Source organism: Pseudomonas sp. BW16M2, from assembly GCF_014268865.1.
Classification (GTDB): Bacteria; Pseudomonadota; Gammaproteobacteria; order Pseudomonadales; family Pseudomonadaceae; genus Aquipseudomonas; species Aquipseudomonas peradeniyensis.
The window spans coordinates 235,729-251,644 of the sequence record NZ_JABWRI010000001.1; the positions used below are offsets into that span (position 1 = coordinate 235,729).

The 15,916-nt window shown below is 66.2% G+C and carries 11 protein-coding genes; all 11 read left to right on the forward strand.

What is annotated here, in order from left to right; all coding sequences use genetic code 11:
- Positions 1-11 precede the first annotated feature (11 nt).
- The 11 genes from tssC to HU735_RS01070 all read left to right on the forward strand — a co-directional run bounded on the left by tssC (position 12) and on the right by HU735_RS01070 (position 15,916).
- The gene (tssC, locus tag HU735_RS01020; RefSeq protein ID WP_046857484.1) at positions 12-1,505 is read left to right on the forward strand and encodes a type VI secretion system contractile sheath large subunit; all 1,494 of its coding nucleotides are present in this window, start codon (positions 12-14) and stop codon (positions 1,503-1,505) included.
- 148 nt (positions 1,506-1,653) lie between these two features.
- Positions 1,654-2,142, forward strand: coding sequence for a type VI secretion system tube protein Hcp (locus HU735_RS01025; RefSeq protein WP_050703365.1), 489 nt, complete (start codon positions 1,654-1,656; stop codon positions 2,140-2,142).
- Between the two features lie 72 nt (positions 2,143-2,214).
- Positions 2,215-2,649 (forward strand): type VI secretion system amidase effector protein Tae4, encoded by a 435-nt coding sequence (locus tag HU735_RS01030; protein WP_028689174.1) that lies wholly within the window; start codon positions 2,215-2,217, stop codon positions 2,647-2,649.
- On the forward strand, positions 2,646-3,056 hold the full coding sequence (locus HU735_RS26970; RefSeq protein ID WP_186712082.1) for a hypothetical protein: 411 nt from the start codon (positions 2,646-2,648) through the stop codon (positions 3,054-3,056). The genes HU735_RS01030 and HU735_RS26970 overlap by 4 nt, the downstream gene beginning before the upstream one ends.
- On the forward strand, positions 3,050-3,565 hold the full coding sequence (tssE, locus tag HU735_RS01040) for a type VI secretion system baseplate subunit TssE (RefSeq protein WP_038707176.1): 516 nt from the start codon (positions 3,050-3,052) through the stop codon (positions 3,563-3,565). Before HU735_RS26970 ends, tssE begins: the two co-directional genes overlap by 7 nt.
- A complete protein-coding gene (gene tssF / locus HU735_RS01045) occupies positions 3,562-5,424 on the forward strand; it encodes a type VI secretion system baseplate subunit TssF (protein WP_186712083.1) in 1,863 nt (620 codons plus the stop codon). The genes tssE and tssF overlap by 4 nt, the downstream gene beginning before the upstream one ends.
- Positions 5,388-6,437 (forward strand): type VI secretion system baseplate subunit TssG, encoded by a 1,050-nt coding sequence (gene tssG / locus HU735_RS01050; protein ID WP_186712324.1) that lies wholly within the window; start codon positions 5,388-5,390, stop codon positions 6,435-6,437. The genes tssF and tssG overlap by 37 nt, the downstream gene beginning before the upstream one ends.
- Positions 6,430-9,105, forward strand: a complete 2,676-nt coding sequence (gene tssH / locus HU735_RS01055) for a type VI secretion system ATPase TssH (RefSeq protein ID WP_186712084.1) — start codon at positions 6,430-6,432, stop codon at positions 9,103-9,105. Before tssG ends, tssH begins: the two co-directional genes overlap by 8 nt.
- Before the next feature lie 11 nt (positions 9,106-9,116).
- Positions 9,117-11,054: a type VI secretion system tip protein VgrG gene (locus HU735_RS01060; RefSeq protein WP_186712085.1), complete on the forward strand. Its 1,938-nt coding sequence runs from the start codon at positions 9,117-9,119 to the stop codon at positions 11,052-11,054.
- 12 nt (positions 11,055-11,066) lie between these two features.
- Complete coding sequence (locus tag HU735_RS01065; protein ID WP_050703360.1) at positions 11,067-11,501, forward strand: DcrB-related protein; 435 nt, start codon at positions 11,067-11,069, stop codon at positions 11,499-11,501.
- A gap of 8 nt (positions 11,502-11,509) precedes the next feature.
- Positions 11,510-15,916: an RHS repeat-associated core domain-containing protein gene (locus HU735_RS01070; protein WP_186712086.1), complete on the forward strand. Its 4,407-nt coding sequence runs from the start codon at positions 11,510-11,512 to the stop codon at positions 15,914-15,916.

A 15,916-nucleotide genomic window follows, 5' to 3' on the forward strand; every position in this document is an offset into this window, starting at 1 on the left:
GGAGACCGACCATGAACGATCCGTTGCGCGACAGCCAGGCCCCCCAGGCGGCCACCCAGGACCCGAGCGAGTTCGCCAGCCTCCTGCTGCAGGAATTCAAGCCCAAGACCGAGCGGGCCAAGGAAGCCGTCGAGAGCGCCGTGCGCACCCTCGCCGAGCAGGCCCTGGCACAGACCAGCCTGGTCTCCAACGATGCCATCGGCTCGATCGAGCAGATCATCGCCGCCATCGACGCCAAGCTCACCGCCCAGGTCAACCAGATCATCCACCACGATGACTTCCAGAAGCTGGAAAGCGCCTGGCGCGGCTTGCACTACCTGGTCAACAACACCGAGAGCGACGAGCAGCTGAAGATCCGCGTGCTCAACATCTCGAAGAACGACCTGCACAAGACCCTGAAGAAGTTCAAGGGCACCGCCTGGGACCAGAGCCCGGTGTTCAAGAAGCTCTACGAAGAGGAATACGGCCAGTTCGGTGGCGAGCCCTACGGCTGCCTGGTGGGCGACTACTACTTCGACCAGTCGCCACCCGATGTCGAGCTGCTGGGCGAAGTGTCCAAGGTCTGCGCCTCGATGCACGCGCCGTTCATCTCCGCCGCCTCGCCGACGGTGATGGGCATGGGCTCGTGGCAGGAGCTGTCCAACCCGCGCGACCTGACCAAGATCTTCACCACCCCGGAATACGCCGGCTGGCGCTCGCTGCGTGAATCGGAAGACTCGCGCTACATCGGCCTGACCATGCCGCGCTTCCTGGCGCGCCTGCCCTACGGCGCCAAGACCGACCCGGTGGAGGCCTTTGCCTTCGAGGAAGACACCGACGGCGCCGACAGCAGCAAGTACACCTGGGCCAACGCCGCCTACGCCATGGCGGTGAACATCAACCGTTCGTTCAAGCACTACGGCTGGTGCTCGCGCATCCGCGGCGTGGAGTCCGGCGGTGAAGTCGAGGGCCTGCCGGCGCACACATTCCCCACCGACGACGGTGGCGTTGACATGAAGTGCCCGACCGAAATCGCCATCTCGGATCGCCGCGAGGCGGAGCTGGCCAAGAACGGCTTCATGCCGCTGCTGCACAAGAAGAACACCGACTTCGCCGCCTTCATCGGCGCGCAGTCGCTGCAGAAGCCGGCCGAGTACGACGACCCGGACGCCACCGCCAACGCCAACCTGGCCGCGCGCCTGCCGTACCTGTTCGCCACCTGCCGCTTCGCCCATTACCTGAAGTGCATCGTTCGCGACAAGATCGGCTCGTTCAAGGAAAAGGACGAGATGCAGCGCTGGCTGCAGGACTGGATCCTCAACTACGTCGACGGCGACCCGGCGCACTCCACCGAGACCACCAAGGCCCAGCACCCGCTGGCGGCCGCCGAAGTGGTGGTCGAGGAAGTCGAAGGCAACCCGGGTTACTACAACTCGCGCTTCTACCTGCGCCCGCACTACCAGCTCGAAGGGCTGACCGTGTCGCTGCGCCTGGTGTCGAAGCTGCCTTCGGCCAAAGGGGCCTAAGCCTGAACGGGGCCGCTACGCGCCCCATCGCGGGACAAGCCCGCTCCTACAAAGGCTGCACAAATCCTGTAGGAGCGGGCTTGTCCCGCGATGGGCTGCACAGCAGCCCCAATAGCACCGCCAACCGACTGGAAATCCCGAGGACATCATGGCTGTAGATATTTTCATCAAGATCGGCGACATCAAGGGCGAGTCCCACGACAAGGCCCACAAGGACGAAATCGACGTGCTCAACTGGAGCTGGGGCATGTCCCAGTCCGGCAACATGCACATGGGCAGCGGCGGCGGTTCGGGCAAGGTCAACATCCAGGACCTGTCGATCACCAAGTACATCGACAAGTCCAGCCCCAACCTGATGGCCCACTGCTCCAGCGGCAAGCACATCGACAAGGTCAAGCTGACCGTGCGCAAGGCCGGCGGTGAAAGCCAGGTCGAGTACCTGATCATCAACCTCGAAGAGGTGATCGTCAGCTCGCTGAGCACCGGCGGCTCGGGCAGCGACGACCGCCTGACCGAGAACGTGACCCTGAACTTCGCCAAGGTCACCGTCGACTACCAGCCGCAGAAGGCCGACGGCACCAAGGAAGGCGGCCCGATCAAGTACGGCTGGAACATCCGCTCCAACGTCAAGATGTGACCGACCACGCCCGTGCCGCCCCAGGCGGCGCGGGCGCCCTTCTCCACGCCTCACCCGCCCACGGTGAACATCATGGCCAAGCCTTCTTTCATCAACCTGTGGAATGCCTATCCGAAAGTGTCCTCGCCCTGCGATGGTCCGTGGGACAACCAGTGCGCCATCCGCATGAGCATCGCGCTCAACGGCGAGATGAGCCTCAAGGTCAACAAATCGACCTATACCGAACCCAAGTGCGCCCATGGCCATGCCCGTGGCGCCGAATCCCTGGCCAACTGGCTGGAGCGCCAGCTGGGACGCCCGCAGCGCATCGGCGGCAGCGCCCAGGAGCGCGACAAGCTCAAGGCCAAGACCGGGATCATCTTCTACAAGGACTGCTTCGCCCGCACCGGGCAAAGCCAGGAAAACCGCACGGGCGACCATATCGACCTGTGGAACCGCGGCCTGACCAAAGGCTTCTCCGATCAGAACTACCAGTCGAAGCAGGTCTGGTTCTGGGAGCTGACATGAAGCGCGTGGCCTTGGCCGGCGCCCTGCTGCTGGCCCTGAGCGCCTGCGCCGACGCCGAACTGCTGGACCAGGCGAACCTGGGCGGGCAGACCGTGAAGCTGACCGAGAACGCCGGTCAGTGCGTGCTCGATCGCGGCGAACAGCGCCTGGCGCTGGACATGCCATGGCCCTGCGGCCTGAGCCCCGATCGCGCCGGCAAGGCCCGGGTCGAGCAGTTCGACGGTGTGCCGATCGTGCTGGTGACCCATGTACAGCCACACCCGACGCTCAAGGGCGAATGCCTGAAGACCTCGCGCGCCGTGCGCCTGACCCCGGCCGGCCTGGAAGCCTCCACGCCAGCGCCGAGCGCGTCCTGCGACACCGGTTTCGAAGACCAGAAAATGTTCACAGGGATGTTCCAGTGGTAGCCGAGATCGCCACCCGCGACCGCCTGCAGCCCTCGCTGCTGGATCGCCTGACCGACGACGACCCGGGCAACCCGCAGGAAGCCCCCGACAAGCGCGTGCTCAGCCTGCAGCAGCTCAAGGCCTCGGTGCTGCGCGACCTGGCCTGGCTGCTCAACACCACCTCGCTGCTCGACACCGGCGCCACGCTGAATTCCCCGGCCGGCGCCTCGGTGATCAACTACGGCCTGCCGGCCCTGGCCGGCAACAGCGCGTCGAACATCGACCTCAACGCGCTCGAGCGCATCATCCACCAGGCCATCGCCACCTACGAGCCGCGCATCCTCGCCCATACCCTGAAGGTGCGCGCCCAGGCCGCGCCGGGCGAGATGAACGCCAACGCCCTGAGCTTCGAGATCGAAGGTGACCTGTGGGCCCAGCCGGCGGCCCTGCCGCTGCTGTTGCAGACCGACGTGGACCTGGAGTCCGGGCACGTGCGCGTGGCCCCCGCCGACCGCCGGAGACGCGCATGAACCCGCGCCTGCTCGAACTGTACAACCAGGAACTGCAGCACATCCGCGAGGGTGCCGCCGAGTTCGCCAAGGAATACCCGAAGATCGCCGGGCGCCTGACGCTGTCCGGGATCGAATGCGCCGATCCCTATGTCGAGCGCCTGCTGGAAGGCTTCGCCTACCTCACCGCGCGGGTGCAGCTGAAACTCGACGCCGAGTACCCGACCTTCACCCACAACCTGCTGGAAATCGCCTACCCGCACTACCTGGCGCCGACCCCGTCGATGACCGTGGTGCAACTGCAGACCGACCCCGACGAGGGCTCGCTGGCCGCTGGTTTCCAACTGCCCCGCGACAGCGTGCTGCGCGCCAACCTTGGCCGCAACTCGCAGACACCGTGCGAATTCCGCAGCACCCAGGATGTGACCCTGTGGCCGCTGCAGGTGGCCCGCGCCGAATACTTCGGCAACCCCGGCGCCGTGCTCGGGCGCCTGGCCGCCAGCGAACCGAAGGCCCGTGCCGGCCTGCGCCTGAGCTTGCGCAGCGGCGCGGAAATCCCCTTCAACAGCCTGCCGCTGACGCACCTGCCGCTGTACCTCAATGGCGCCGACGAAACCCCATTCCGCTTGTACGAGCAACTGCTGGGCAGCGCCTGCGCGGTGTTCGTGCGCCAGCCCGGGGCCGACTGGGTCGAGCGCATCCCGGTCGAGCAGGCCTTGCTGCCGTGCGGCTTCGACGACCGCGAAGCGGCGTTGCCGGTGGTCCCCCAGGCGTTCCAGGGCTATCGCCTGTTGCAGGAGTACTTCGCCCTGCCGCAGCGTTTCCTGTTCGTCGATTTCGCCGGACTGGAGCGCGCGGTCAAACGTTGCGATGGCCAGGAACTGGAGCTGCTGGTGCTGTTCGAGCGCTTCGACCCCGCACTGGAAAGCAGCGTGGGCAGCGCGCAGTTCGTGCCGTTCTGCACCCCGGCGATCAACCTGTTCCCGCGCCGGGTCGACCGTATCCACCTGACCGACCGGGTCCACGAGCACCATGTGATCGCCGACCGCACCCGGCCCACCGATTTCGAGATCCACTCATTGCAGCAGGTCAGCGGCCACGGCTCCGGGCCGGACCAGGCGTTCCTGCCGTTCTATGCCGTGCGCGACCCGTCGCGCTACGGCCGCGACCAGGCCTACTACATCGTCCGCCGCGAGCCACGGGTGCTGTCCAGCGAGCAGCGACGCAACGGCACGCGCTCCAGCTACATGGGCAGCGAGACCTTCGTCAGCCTGGTCGACGGCCACCAGGCGCCGTACCGCCACGACCTGCGCCAGTTGGGCATCAGCGCGCTGTGCAGCAACCGCGACCTGCCGCTGTTCATGAACGTCGGCGACGGGCGCAGCGACTTCAGCCTGGCCGACAGCGCGCCGGTGTCCGCCGTGCGCTGCCTGGCCGGCCCCAGTCGACCGAAGGCCAGCCATGCCCACGACAACCGGGCCTGGCGCCTGATCAGCCAACTGTCGCTGAACTACCTGTCCCTGGCCGAACAGGGCCAGGGCGCCGCCGCCCTGCGCGAACTGCTGCGCCTGTACGGCGACCAGCAGGACAGTGCCCTGCAACTGCAGATCGACGGCCTGCGCGAGGTCAGCTGCAAGCCCTGCACCCGGCGTCTGCCGATGCCCGGGCCGATCGTCTTCGGCCGCGGCCTGGAGATCACCCTGACGTTCGACGAAAACGCCTTCCGCGGCACCGGCGTGTTTCTCCTGGGCGCAGTATTCGAGCGTTTCCTGACCCGCTACGTGTCGATCAACAGCTTCACCGAAACCGTGCTGCGCACCAGCGAACGTGGCGAGATCATGCGCTGGAACGCCAAGCCCGGGCGCAGGCCGACCCTGTGAGCACGCTACAGGCCATGCAGGCGCAGCCCTGGGAGTACGATTTCTTCCAGGCCTTGCGCCGCCTCGAGGCGGAAAACCCCGAGCTGCCGCGCTTCGGCCATTCGCTGCGCCTGGCCGACGAACCGGTGCGCCTGGGCCAGCGCCTGGATTGCAGCTTCGCCCCGGCGACGCTGGCCTCGGTCACGGCCAACGACGATCAGCCGGCGCGCCTGGAGCAATTCTTCTTCGGCCTCGGCGGCCCCAATGGTCCGCTGCCGCTACACCTGACCGAGTACATGCGCGAGCGCCAGCGCAACCACGCCGACCCGACCAGCAAGCGCTTCCTCGACATCTTCCACCACCGCCTGCTGAGCCTGTTCTACCGCGCCTGGGCCGAGGCCCGGCCGACCGTCAGCCACGACCGCCCCGGCGACGACTACTGGGCCGCGCGCCTGGCAGCCCTCAGCGGCCGCGGCCAGCCGGAACTGCAAGGCCAGGGGCCGCTGGCCGACAGCGCCAAGCTGCACTGGTCCGGCCACCTGGCGGCGCAGACCCGCTACCCGGACGGCCTGTGCAGCATCCTGTCGAGCTATTTCGGCGTGCCGGTAAAGCTCGAGGAGTACGTCGGCCAGTGGCTGGAGCTGCCCGAGCGCAGCCAGCTCGGCGTACGCGCCAACCGCCTGGGCGTCGACCTGTGCCTGGGCCGCTACGTCTGGGACCGCCAGCACAAGTTCCGCCTGTGCCTGGGCCCGCTGACCCTCGACCAGTACCACGCCCTGCTCCCCGGCGGGCAGGCGTTCGTCGAGCTGGCGGCCTGGGTCGCCGAGTACCTGGGCCAGGAACTGGACTGGGACCTCAACCTCATCCTCGCGCAGGGCCAGGTGCCCGCGCTGCAACTCAATGCCGGTCAGCGCCTGGGGTTCGACACCTGGCTCGGCCGCCCCTCGCACGATGCACGCGACCTGAAGCTGGCCCGGTACTACGCCGACCAGCCAGTCGCCGCCCCCCTCACAAGGAGTCAGGACCATGGGTGAAATCAGCCGCGCCGCGCTGTTCGGCAAACTCAACAGCGTCGCCTACAAGGCCATCGAGGCCGCCACGGTGTTCTGCAAGCTGCGGGGCAACCCCTATGTCGAGCTGGCGCACTGGCTGCACCAGCTGCTGCAACTGCAGGACAGCGACCTGCACCGCATCATCCGCCAGTTCAATGTCGAGCCGGCGCGCCTGGCCCGCGACCTGACCGACGCCCTGGACCGCCTGCCACGGGGCTCGACCTCGATCACCGACCTGTCCTCCCAGGTGGAAGAGGCCGTCGAGCGCGGCTGGGTCTACGGCAGCCTGATGTTCGGCGAAAGCCAGGTGCGCACCGGCTACCTGCTGGTCGGCATCCTCAAGACCCCGAGCCTGCGCAACGCGCTGCTGGGACTGTCCAGCGAGTTCGCCAAGCTGAAGATCGAAGCCCTGAGCGAGCGTTTCGACGAATACGTTGGCGACTCGCCGGAAAACAACCTGGCCGCCAGCGACGGTTTCAGCGCCGCCGCGCCGGGCGAGGCCAGTGGCGCCGTGGCCCCGGCGGCGATGGGCAAGCAGGAGGCGCTCAAGCGCTTCACCGTCGACCTCACCGAGCAGGCCCGCAGCGGCAAGCTCGACCCCATCGTCGGCCGTGACGAGGAGATCCGCCAGCTGGTCGACATCCTCATGCGCCGCCGCCAGAACAACCCGATCCTCACCGGCGAGGCCGGCGTCGGCAAGACCGCCGTGGTCGAAGGCTTCGCCCTGCGCATCGTCGCCGGCGACGTGCCGCCGGCACTGAAGGACGTCGAGCTGCGCAGCCTGGACGTCGGCCTGCTGCAGGCCGGCGCCAGCATGAAGGGCGAGTTCGAACAGCGCCTGCGCCAGGTGATCGAGGACGTGCAAGCCTCGCCCAAGCCGATCATCCTGTTCATCGACGAAGCCCACACCCTGGTCGGCGCCGGCGGCGCGGCTGGCACCGGTGACGCCGCCAACCTGCTCAAGCCGGCCCTGGCCCGTGGCAGCCTGCGCACCGTGGCCGCGACCACCTGGGCCGAGTACAAGAAACACATCGAGAAGGACCCGGCCCTGACCCGCCGCTTCCAGGTAGTCCAGGTCGACGAGCCGAGCGAGGCCAAGGCACTGCTGATGATGCGCGGCGTGGCCTCGACCATGGAGAAGCACCACCAGGTGCAGATCCTCGACGAAGCGTTGGAAGCCGCCGTGAAGCTGTCGCACCGCTACATCCCGGCGCGCCAGCTGCCGGACAAGTCGGTGAGCCTGCTCGACACCGCCTGCGCCCGCGTCGCCATCAGCCTGCACGCGGTGCCGGCCGAGGTGGACGACAGCCGTCGGCGCATCGAGGCGCTGGAGGTGGAACTGCAGATCATTGCCCGCGAAGCCGCCATCGGCGTCAAGACCGAGCAGCGCCAGGCCCAGGCCGACAACCTGCTGACCGAGGAACGCGAGCGCCTGGCCGCCCTCGAGAGCCGCTGGGCCGAAGAGAAAGCCCTGGTCGACGAGCTGCTGGCCACCCGCGCGCAACTACGTGAACAGGTCGGCGTGGTCGATCAGGAAGTGGACGTGCAGGGCAGCCATGAACTGCGCGAAAAACTCGTCGACCTGCAGCAGCGTCTGAGCCAGCTGCAAGGCGAAAGCCCGCTGATCCTGCCGACCGTGGACTACCAGGCGGTGGCCTCGGTGGTCGCCGACTGGACCGGCATCCCGGTGGGCCGCATGGCGCGCAACGAGATCGAGACCGTGCTCAACCTCGACAGCCACCTGGCCAAGCGCATCATCGGCCAGGACCACGCGCTGAAGATGATCGCCAAGCGCATCCAGACCTCCCGCGCCGGCCTCGACAACCCGAACAAGCCGATCGGCGTGTTCATGCTCGCCGGCACCTCCGGGGTGGGCAAGACCGAGACCGCGCTGGCCCTGGCCGAGGCCATGTACGGCGGCGAACAGAACCTGATCACCATCAACATGAGCGAGTTCCAGGAAGCCCACACCGTCTCCACCCTCAAGGGCGCGCCACCCGGCTACGTCGGCTACGGCGAGGGCGGCGTGCTGACCGAAGCGGTGCGCCGTCGCCCGTACAGCGTGGTGCTGCTGGACGAGGTGGAGAAAGCCCACCCCGACGTGCACGAGATCTTCTTCCAGGTGTTCGACAAGGGCGTGATGGAAGACGGCGAAGGTCGCCAGATCGATTTTCGCAACACCCTGATCCTGCTCACCACCAACGCCGGCACCGAGCTGATCGCCAACATCTGCAAGGACCCGCAGGCCCTGCCCAACCCTGAGGCCGTGGCCACCTCGCTGCGCAAGCCGCTGCTGGAGATCTTCCCGCCGGCGCTGCTCGGCCGCCTGGTGACCATCCCCTACTACCCGCTCAGCGACGCCATGCTCAAGGCCATCACCCGCCTGCAGCTGGAGCGCATCCGCAAGCGCGTGGAAGGCACCCACAAAGTCGGCTTCGCCTACGACGACGGCGTGGTCGAACTGATCGTCTCGCGCTGCACCGAGACCGAAAGCGGTGGCCGCATGATCGACGCCATCCTCACCAACGGCCTGCTGCCGGACATGAGCCGCGAGTTCCTGACCCGCCTGCTCGAGGGCAAGCAGCTGGCCAGCGTCAGCATCAGCCGCCGCGACAACGACCTGCACTATGACTTCGGCGCCGCCGACTGACAGGACCGACCATGCTGTTCAAGCAGTTCACGCGCCTGGCGCAGATCAACAGCCCCCTGGGGCCGGACAAGCTGATCCTTGCCGAGATGGGCGGCAGCGAGGAGCTCGGCCGCCTGTTCGACTACGAGCTGCAGCTGACCAGCGACGACCCGGCCATCGACCTCAACCAGCTGCTGGGCAAGCCCATGAGCCTGAGCGTGCAGCAGAGCGTCGGCAGCTCGCGGCACTTCCACGGCATCGTCGCCCGCTGCAGCCAGTCGGTGGACCAGGGTCAGTTCGCCGCCTACCGGGTCACCCTGCGTCCGTGGCTGTGGCTGCTGACGCGCACCAGCGACTGCCGGATCTTCCAGCACCTGAGCGCGCCGCAGATCATCAAGCAGGTGTTTCGCGACCTGGGCTTCTCGGATTTCGAGGACCTGCTCAGCCGCAACTACCGCGAGCGCGAGTACTGCGTGCAGTACCGCGAGACCAGCTTCGACTTCGTCAGCCGCCTGATGGAGGAGGAAGGCATCTACTACTTCTTCCGCCACGAACAGGAGCGCCACGTGCTGGTGCTGGCCGACGCCTACGGCGCGCACCAGAAGGCGCCGGGCTACGAGACCGTGCCCTACTACCCGCCGGACGGCCAGCACCGCGAGCGCGACCATATCAACGACTGGCACCTGGCCCAGGAAGTCCAGCCGGGCTCCCTGGAGCTCAACGACTATGACTTCCAGCGCCCCAGCGCGCGCATCGACGTGCGCTCGGCCATGCCGCGCCCGCACCAGGCCGGCGACTACCCGCTGTACGACTACCCCGGTGCCTACGAGCAGACCCAGGACGGCGAGCACTACGCCCGCACCCGCCTGGAGTCGCTGCAGAGCCTGCACGAGCGGGTCGAGCTGCGCGGCAATGCCCGGGGCCTGGGCAGTGGGCACCTGTTCAGCCTGAGCAACTTCAGCCGCCAGGATCAGAACCGCGAGTACCTGATCGTCGCCGCCCGCTACTACGTGCACCAGGAGCGCCTGGAAAGCGGTGGCGGCAGCGGCGCGGCGCAGTTCGAGAGCAACCTCAGTTGCATCGACGCGCAGCAGAGCTACCGCCCGGTGGGCAGCACCCTGCGGCCGATCGTCAAGGGGCCGCAGACCGCCGTGGTGGTCGGCCCGTCCGGCGAGGAGATCTGGACCGACCAGTACGGCCGGGTCAAGGTGCACTTCCACTGGGACCGCCACGACCAGTCCAACGAGAACAGCTCGTGCTGGATCCGCGTATCGCAAGCCACGGCGGGCAAGAACTGGGGCTCGATCCAGGTGCCGCGGATCGGCCAGGAGGTCATCGTCAGCTTCCTCGAAGGCGACCCCGACCGGCCGATCATCACCGGGCGGGTGTACAACGCCGAACAGGCGGTGCCCTACGACCTGCCCGGCAGCGCCACGCAAAGCGGCATGAAGAGCCGTTCGAGCAAGGGCGGCAGCCCGGCCAACTTCAATGAAATCCGCATGGAGGACAAGAAGGGCGCCGAACAGCTGTACGTGCACGCCGAGCGCAACATGGACACCGTGGTCGAGCAGAGCGAGACGCTGTCGGTGGGCATCAACCGCAACCAGACCGTCGGCATGCTCGAGACCATCACCATCGGCCAGGACCGCATCCGCGCCGTGCGCCGCGACGACATGCTGCTGGTCGGCGCCAGCAAGACCGACAGCGTCAGCACCAGCTACCTGATCGAAGTCGGCGAGAACCTGCGCCTGGTCTGCGGCAAGAGCGTGATCGAGCTCAACGCCAGCGGGCAGATCAACATCAGCTGCGAGCAGTTCAGCTTCCACGCCAACGCCGACGCCGAGATCAACACCGGCGGCACCCTTGACCTGAACGTGGGCAGCGGCGCGCAGACCGCCCCGAACAACCAGGGCGTGAAAACGGCCATCGACGGCGCGGTGAAGGCCCTCTTCCCCGCCGCCGGCAAGTAACGAGACCGAACCATGAGCTACCGCCTCAACGAATTCCGCTTCGCCCTGCCCGACGCGCAGGTGCGCGACACCAGTATCAACATCCTGCGCTTCGAGGCCCTGGGCACCTCGCTGATCGTCAGCCGCAGCCTGCTAGAAGAGGGCGAGACCCTGCAGAGCAACTTCGACGGCCAGCTGCAGCGCCTGCAGCAGCAGGTCAAGGACCTGCAGTTCCAGCCGGCCCGCGCCACCCAGGTGGGCGCGGCCCAGCCGATCGAGGCGATCGAGCTGAGCAGCCAGTTCAGCAAGGGCCAGGAGAAGGTCTACCAGTACCAGCTGGCGCTGGTGCTGCCGGGTACGCGCAAGATGTTCGCCCTGAGCTACGTCAAGCCGACCCCGCTGGGCGAGGCCGAGGCGACGCACTGGGCGGCGCTCAAGCAGTCCCTCGCCTTCGACAACCTGGGCTGACGTAGCGGATGTCCGACGCACTCTGGGCTGCCCGCGAAGGCGATGCGCTGCTGCACACCTCGGTGATGGCCGACATCATCGGCGGCGTGCTGGAAGTGGCCGCCAACGTCGCCATCGGCGCCCTGGCCACCGCCGCGGTGGCCGCGGCACTGGGCATTACCGTGGTCACCGGCGGCCTGGGCTGCTTCGTGCTCGGCGCGGTGGTGGGCCTGGTGGTCGGCGTGGTCATGGCCAAGACCGGCGCGGACACCGGGCTCAGTCGATTATGCGAGGGCATCGGCAACGCCCTGTTCCCGCCGACCGTGCAGGCCACCATCGTCAGTGGCTCGCCCAACACCAAGACCAACGGCAAGCGCGCCGCGCGCGCGGCCGGGGTGGTGACCGCCCCCTCGGCCCCGGCCAGTGGCGGGGGCGGTGGCGAGCAGGCCGAGGAACAGGAAGAGACCTTCCTCGACATGGCCAAGGGCTTCTTCTCGCAGATGTGGCGGCCGACCGTCGCCAGCCCCGCGCCCAACACTCAGGAAGCCCCCGACGACAAGGTGCTGTGCACCAAGCACCCGCCAATGCCGCCGCAGTACCTGGCCGAGGGCTCGAGCAAGGTGCTGATCAACGGCCACCCGGCCTGTCGCAGCGGCGATCGCAGCACCTGCGAGGCGGTGATCGTCGATGGCGGGCTGGTGTCGAACAACGTGCGCATCGGCGGCGGGCCGATCGTGGTGCGCGAGATCCGCAGCGGCAAGACGCCGGGGATCGGCCTGGCGATTACGGCGTTGATGATGTTGCGCGGGCGCGGGGGGAAGTTTTATAGCAAGTTTGGGTGCATGCTCGTCGGAGGCGTGGTCAGTTTTGCCAGCAGCCAGGTGACCGCCGCCCTGACTTCGGCCATCGTCGGCTCGCCAAACCCTGTACACGCGCCTACTGGCGCGAAGATCCTGAGCGACGAACACGACCTCGACTTCACCCTCCAGGCCATGATCCCACTGGACTGGCAGCGCTACTACAACAGTCGCGACGAACGTCGCGAGGGTCTGTTCGGTGCCGGCTGGAGCGTCCCCTATGAAGTGTCTGTGAGGGTCGAGCACGACCGCCTGCTGTATACAGACGAGCAAGCTCGCGTCATCGACATGGGCATGATCGCCCTCGGCGACGCCGTCTTCAGCGCTGGCGAAGGCATCAGCGTGCGACGCGCCCTTGATGGCGAGCTGCTGATCGAAGACATCAGCAGCGGCCTCTATCGTTTGTTCGAACCCAGTCCACAGGACGCCAACCACCTCCGTCTGGCGAAACTGGGAGATCGCAACGACAACCGCATCCACCTGGACTATGACGATCTCGGGCGCCTGATGTGGCTGCGCGACACCTTTGACCGCGTGCGGATCAAGCTGCACTACAGCGGCGCTTGGCCACGTCGAATCAGCCATATCGAACGGGTGTTCGTCGATGACGATGCTGAAACGCTCGCCAGCTATCGCTACGACGCCGCTGGCGATCTGGCCGAGGTCCACGATGCACTGGGGCAATTGCAGCGTCGATTCATGTATGACGAAGGTCGGCGCATGGTCGGGCATCAAACAGCCAATGGCCTGCTTTGCCATTACCAGTGGCAGAAACTGGACGACTGGCGGGTGATCCGGCACTGGACCAACGCCGGCGACGAGTATCACTTCGAATACGATATCGAGGCTGGCATCACCTGCATCACCGACCCGCTGCTACGCACCAGTGTGCGGCGCTGGAACGCGCAGTTCCAGATCATCGAGTCAAGCAACGCGCTGGACCAGACCTGGCGCTTCCACTGGAACGATGAACGCCAGCTGCTTGCCGCAACCGATCCTGAAGGCGGTGAATGGCGCTTCAGCTACGACGAATCCGGCAACCTGTGCGAAACCATCGATCCGTTGGGACGCAGTGAATCGACCCAGTGGCTCGAGCATTGGGCGTTGCCTCGCAGTGAAACCAATGCCGCCGGGGCAACCTGGACCTATCGCTACGACCAGCACGGCAACTGTATTCGCGAAACCGACCCCTTGGGCGAGGTGACGCGCTACCGCCATGACGAACATGGCCTACCGCTGGAAACCATCGACGCCACGGGCAAGCGCCAACGTCAGCGCTGGAACGAACAAGGTCTGCTGATCGAGCAGGTGGACTGCTCAGGCTACGCCACACGGTTGCGCTACGACCGGCGCGGCCATTTGCAGAGTCTGACCAACGCCCTCGGCCAGACCAGCCACTTCCAACACGATGCCTTGGGACGTCGGATAAGCCAGGAGCTGGCGGATGGGCGCATTGTCCAGTACCGGTACACCGCCTCGGGCCTGCTCGAATGCTTCATCGATCCACTCGGCAACGCCGAGCATTTTCGCTATGACCTGAATGGCCAGCTCATCGAGCAGCGGGACAACCTCGGCCGTCCGACACTGTTTACCTATGACCGTTGCACACGGCTGGTGGCACTGACCAACAGCAACGGTGAGTCCTATCGTTTTAACTGGGATGAGGCGAACCGCCTGGCCGCGCATGAAAATCTGGATGGCAGTCGCAAGGCCTACCAGTACGATGGACTCGGCCAGATCATCGCCATGGACTTCATTCCGGCGCCGGGCGCCGGAGAGGCGCCGATCCATCACCGCCTTCGACGTGACGCCGCCGGCAGGCTGGTTGCGTTGCTTACCGAGGACGACAGCACTACCTACAGTCTCGATCCGATGGACCGGTTGATGGAGGTGATCAGCGAGGATCGTCAGGGGAATGTGCAACGCGTCGCGTTCGAGCATGATGCCTGCGGACGCCGCACTGCCGAAAGCAACAGTGCCGGAAGGCTGGAGCACACCTACGACGCACTGGACAATCGCTTGCAGACGCGGCTGCCCGATGGCCGCCAACTGAACCGCCTGGTGTATGGCTCGGGACACCTCCATCAGATCAACATCGACGGACAGGTGATCTGCGATTTCGAGCGCGATCGCCTGCACCGTGAGGTCTCGCGAACCCAGGGACGGCTGCTGACCCGTAGCCAATATGACCTCAGTGGCCGGCCGAGCGCCCGTCTGCGCTGGGACACCGACCACAACGAACACCTGCCCGCGCCCTGGCAGCAGCGCTTCGACTTCGATGATCGCGACAATCTGGTGCGCTACCTGCGCCAGCAACCCGATCATCAACATCAGCTGCTGATGCATTACGACGCAACGGATCGCCTGCTTGCCAACCAGGGACCGCTGCCAGGCCAAAACGAACAGTACCGCTATGACGCGGCGGCAAACCGTGTGCCCGACGCTGGGCAAGTCGCCCGTCATGACCAGTTGCTACAGCTGGAAGATCGCCACTACCGCTATGACGGTTTCGGACGCCTCTCGGAAAAACGCAGCACGCTGTATGGCGAACAGCATATGAGCTACGACCAGCATCATCGCCTTGTTCAGGTGCGCTCTGTGCGCGGCGGGCGCGAACGCATCGTCAAGCTGCACTATGACCCTCTCGGGCGCCGCATCGGCAAGACCGAGCACGACAATCAGGGCAATCTGCTGGGCAGCACCGACTTTGGCTGGGACGGTCTCAAATTGCTGCAAGAGCGCTGCAACGGCCATCTCACTTTGTATGTCCATGAACCGGGCTATAGAGTCCTGGCACGTGTCGACGGTCAAGGTGCGCATCAACGCACGCTCCATTACCACAACGCCTTCAACGGTCTGCCCGAGCAACTGACCGACAGTGACGGCACGCTGGCTTGGGAGGGCGAATGCTCCGCCTGGGGCATGACCTTGCGCGAGTGGAGGACTGACGACTTCATCGAACAGCAGAACCTGCGCTTTCAAGGTCAGTACCTGGACCGTGAGACAGGCCTGCACTACAACCTGTTCCGCTACTATGACCCACAGAGCGGCCGCTTCACTCAGCCCGACCCTATTGGCCTGGAAGGCGGCATCAACCTGTACCGCTACGCGCCGAACCCTGTCGGCGGGATAGATCCGCACGGGTTGGACTGGAGCTATTTCCTTTCCGACGAGAAAGGCAACCCGTATTACAACGGGCGAGCCTCGGACAACGATACGCTCGAAGGCGTGGTACGCCGACATATGGAAACCAAGGGCGCAGACGGCCCACGCCTCAAGGAAGGTGACCGCATCAACCGCGTGACACCGATTGGGACCGACTACGACACGATACGCGGCATCGAGGACTCAGGGATCCGCGAGCGAGAAGTGCTCGGCAGGAAGAACCCGAACGTGCGAGGCAACAAGATCTACGGCATCTCCGACGCCAAGGCGAAAACAGACCCTGGCCTCGAGCGAATAGCGCTCGCCAACGACTTCCTGAAGGCACGCGGTGTCAGCAAAGTCACGCAACTGCCCGTGCTCGACAGCCGTGGCGCCCTGCCCCCCAAGGCCAACAAAAGCTCCTGCGGGAAATGA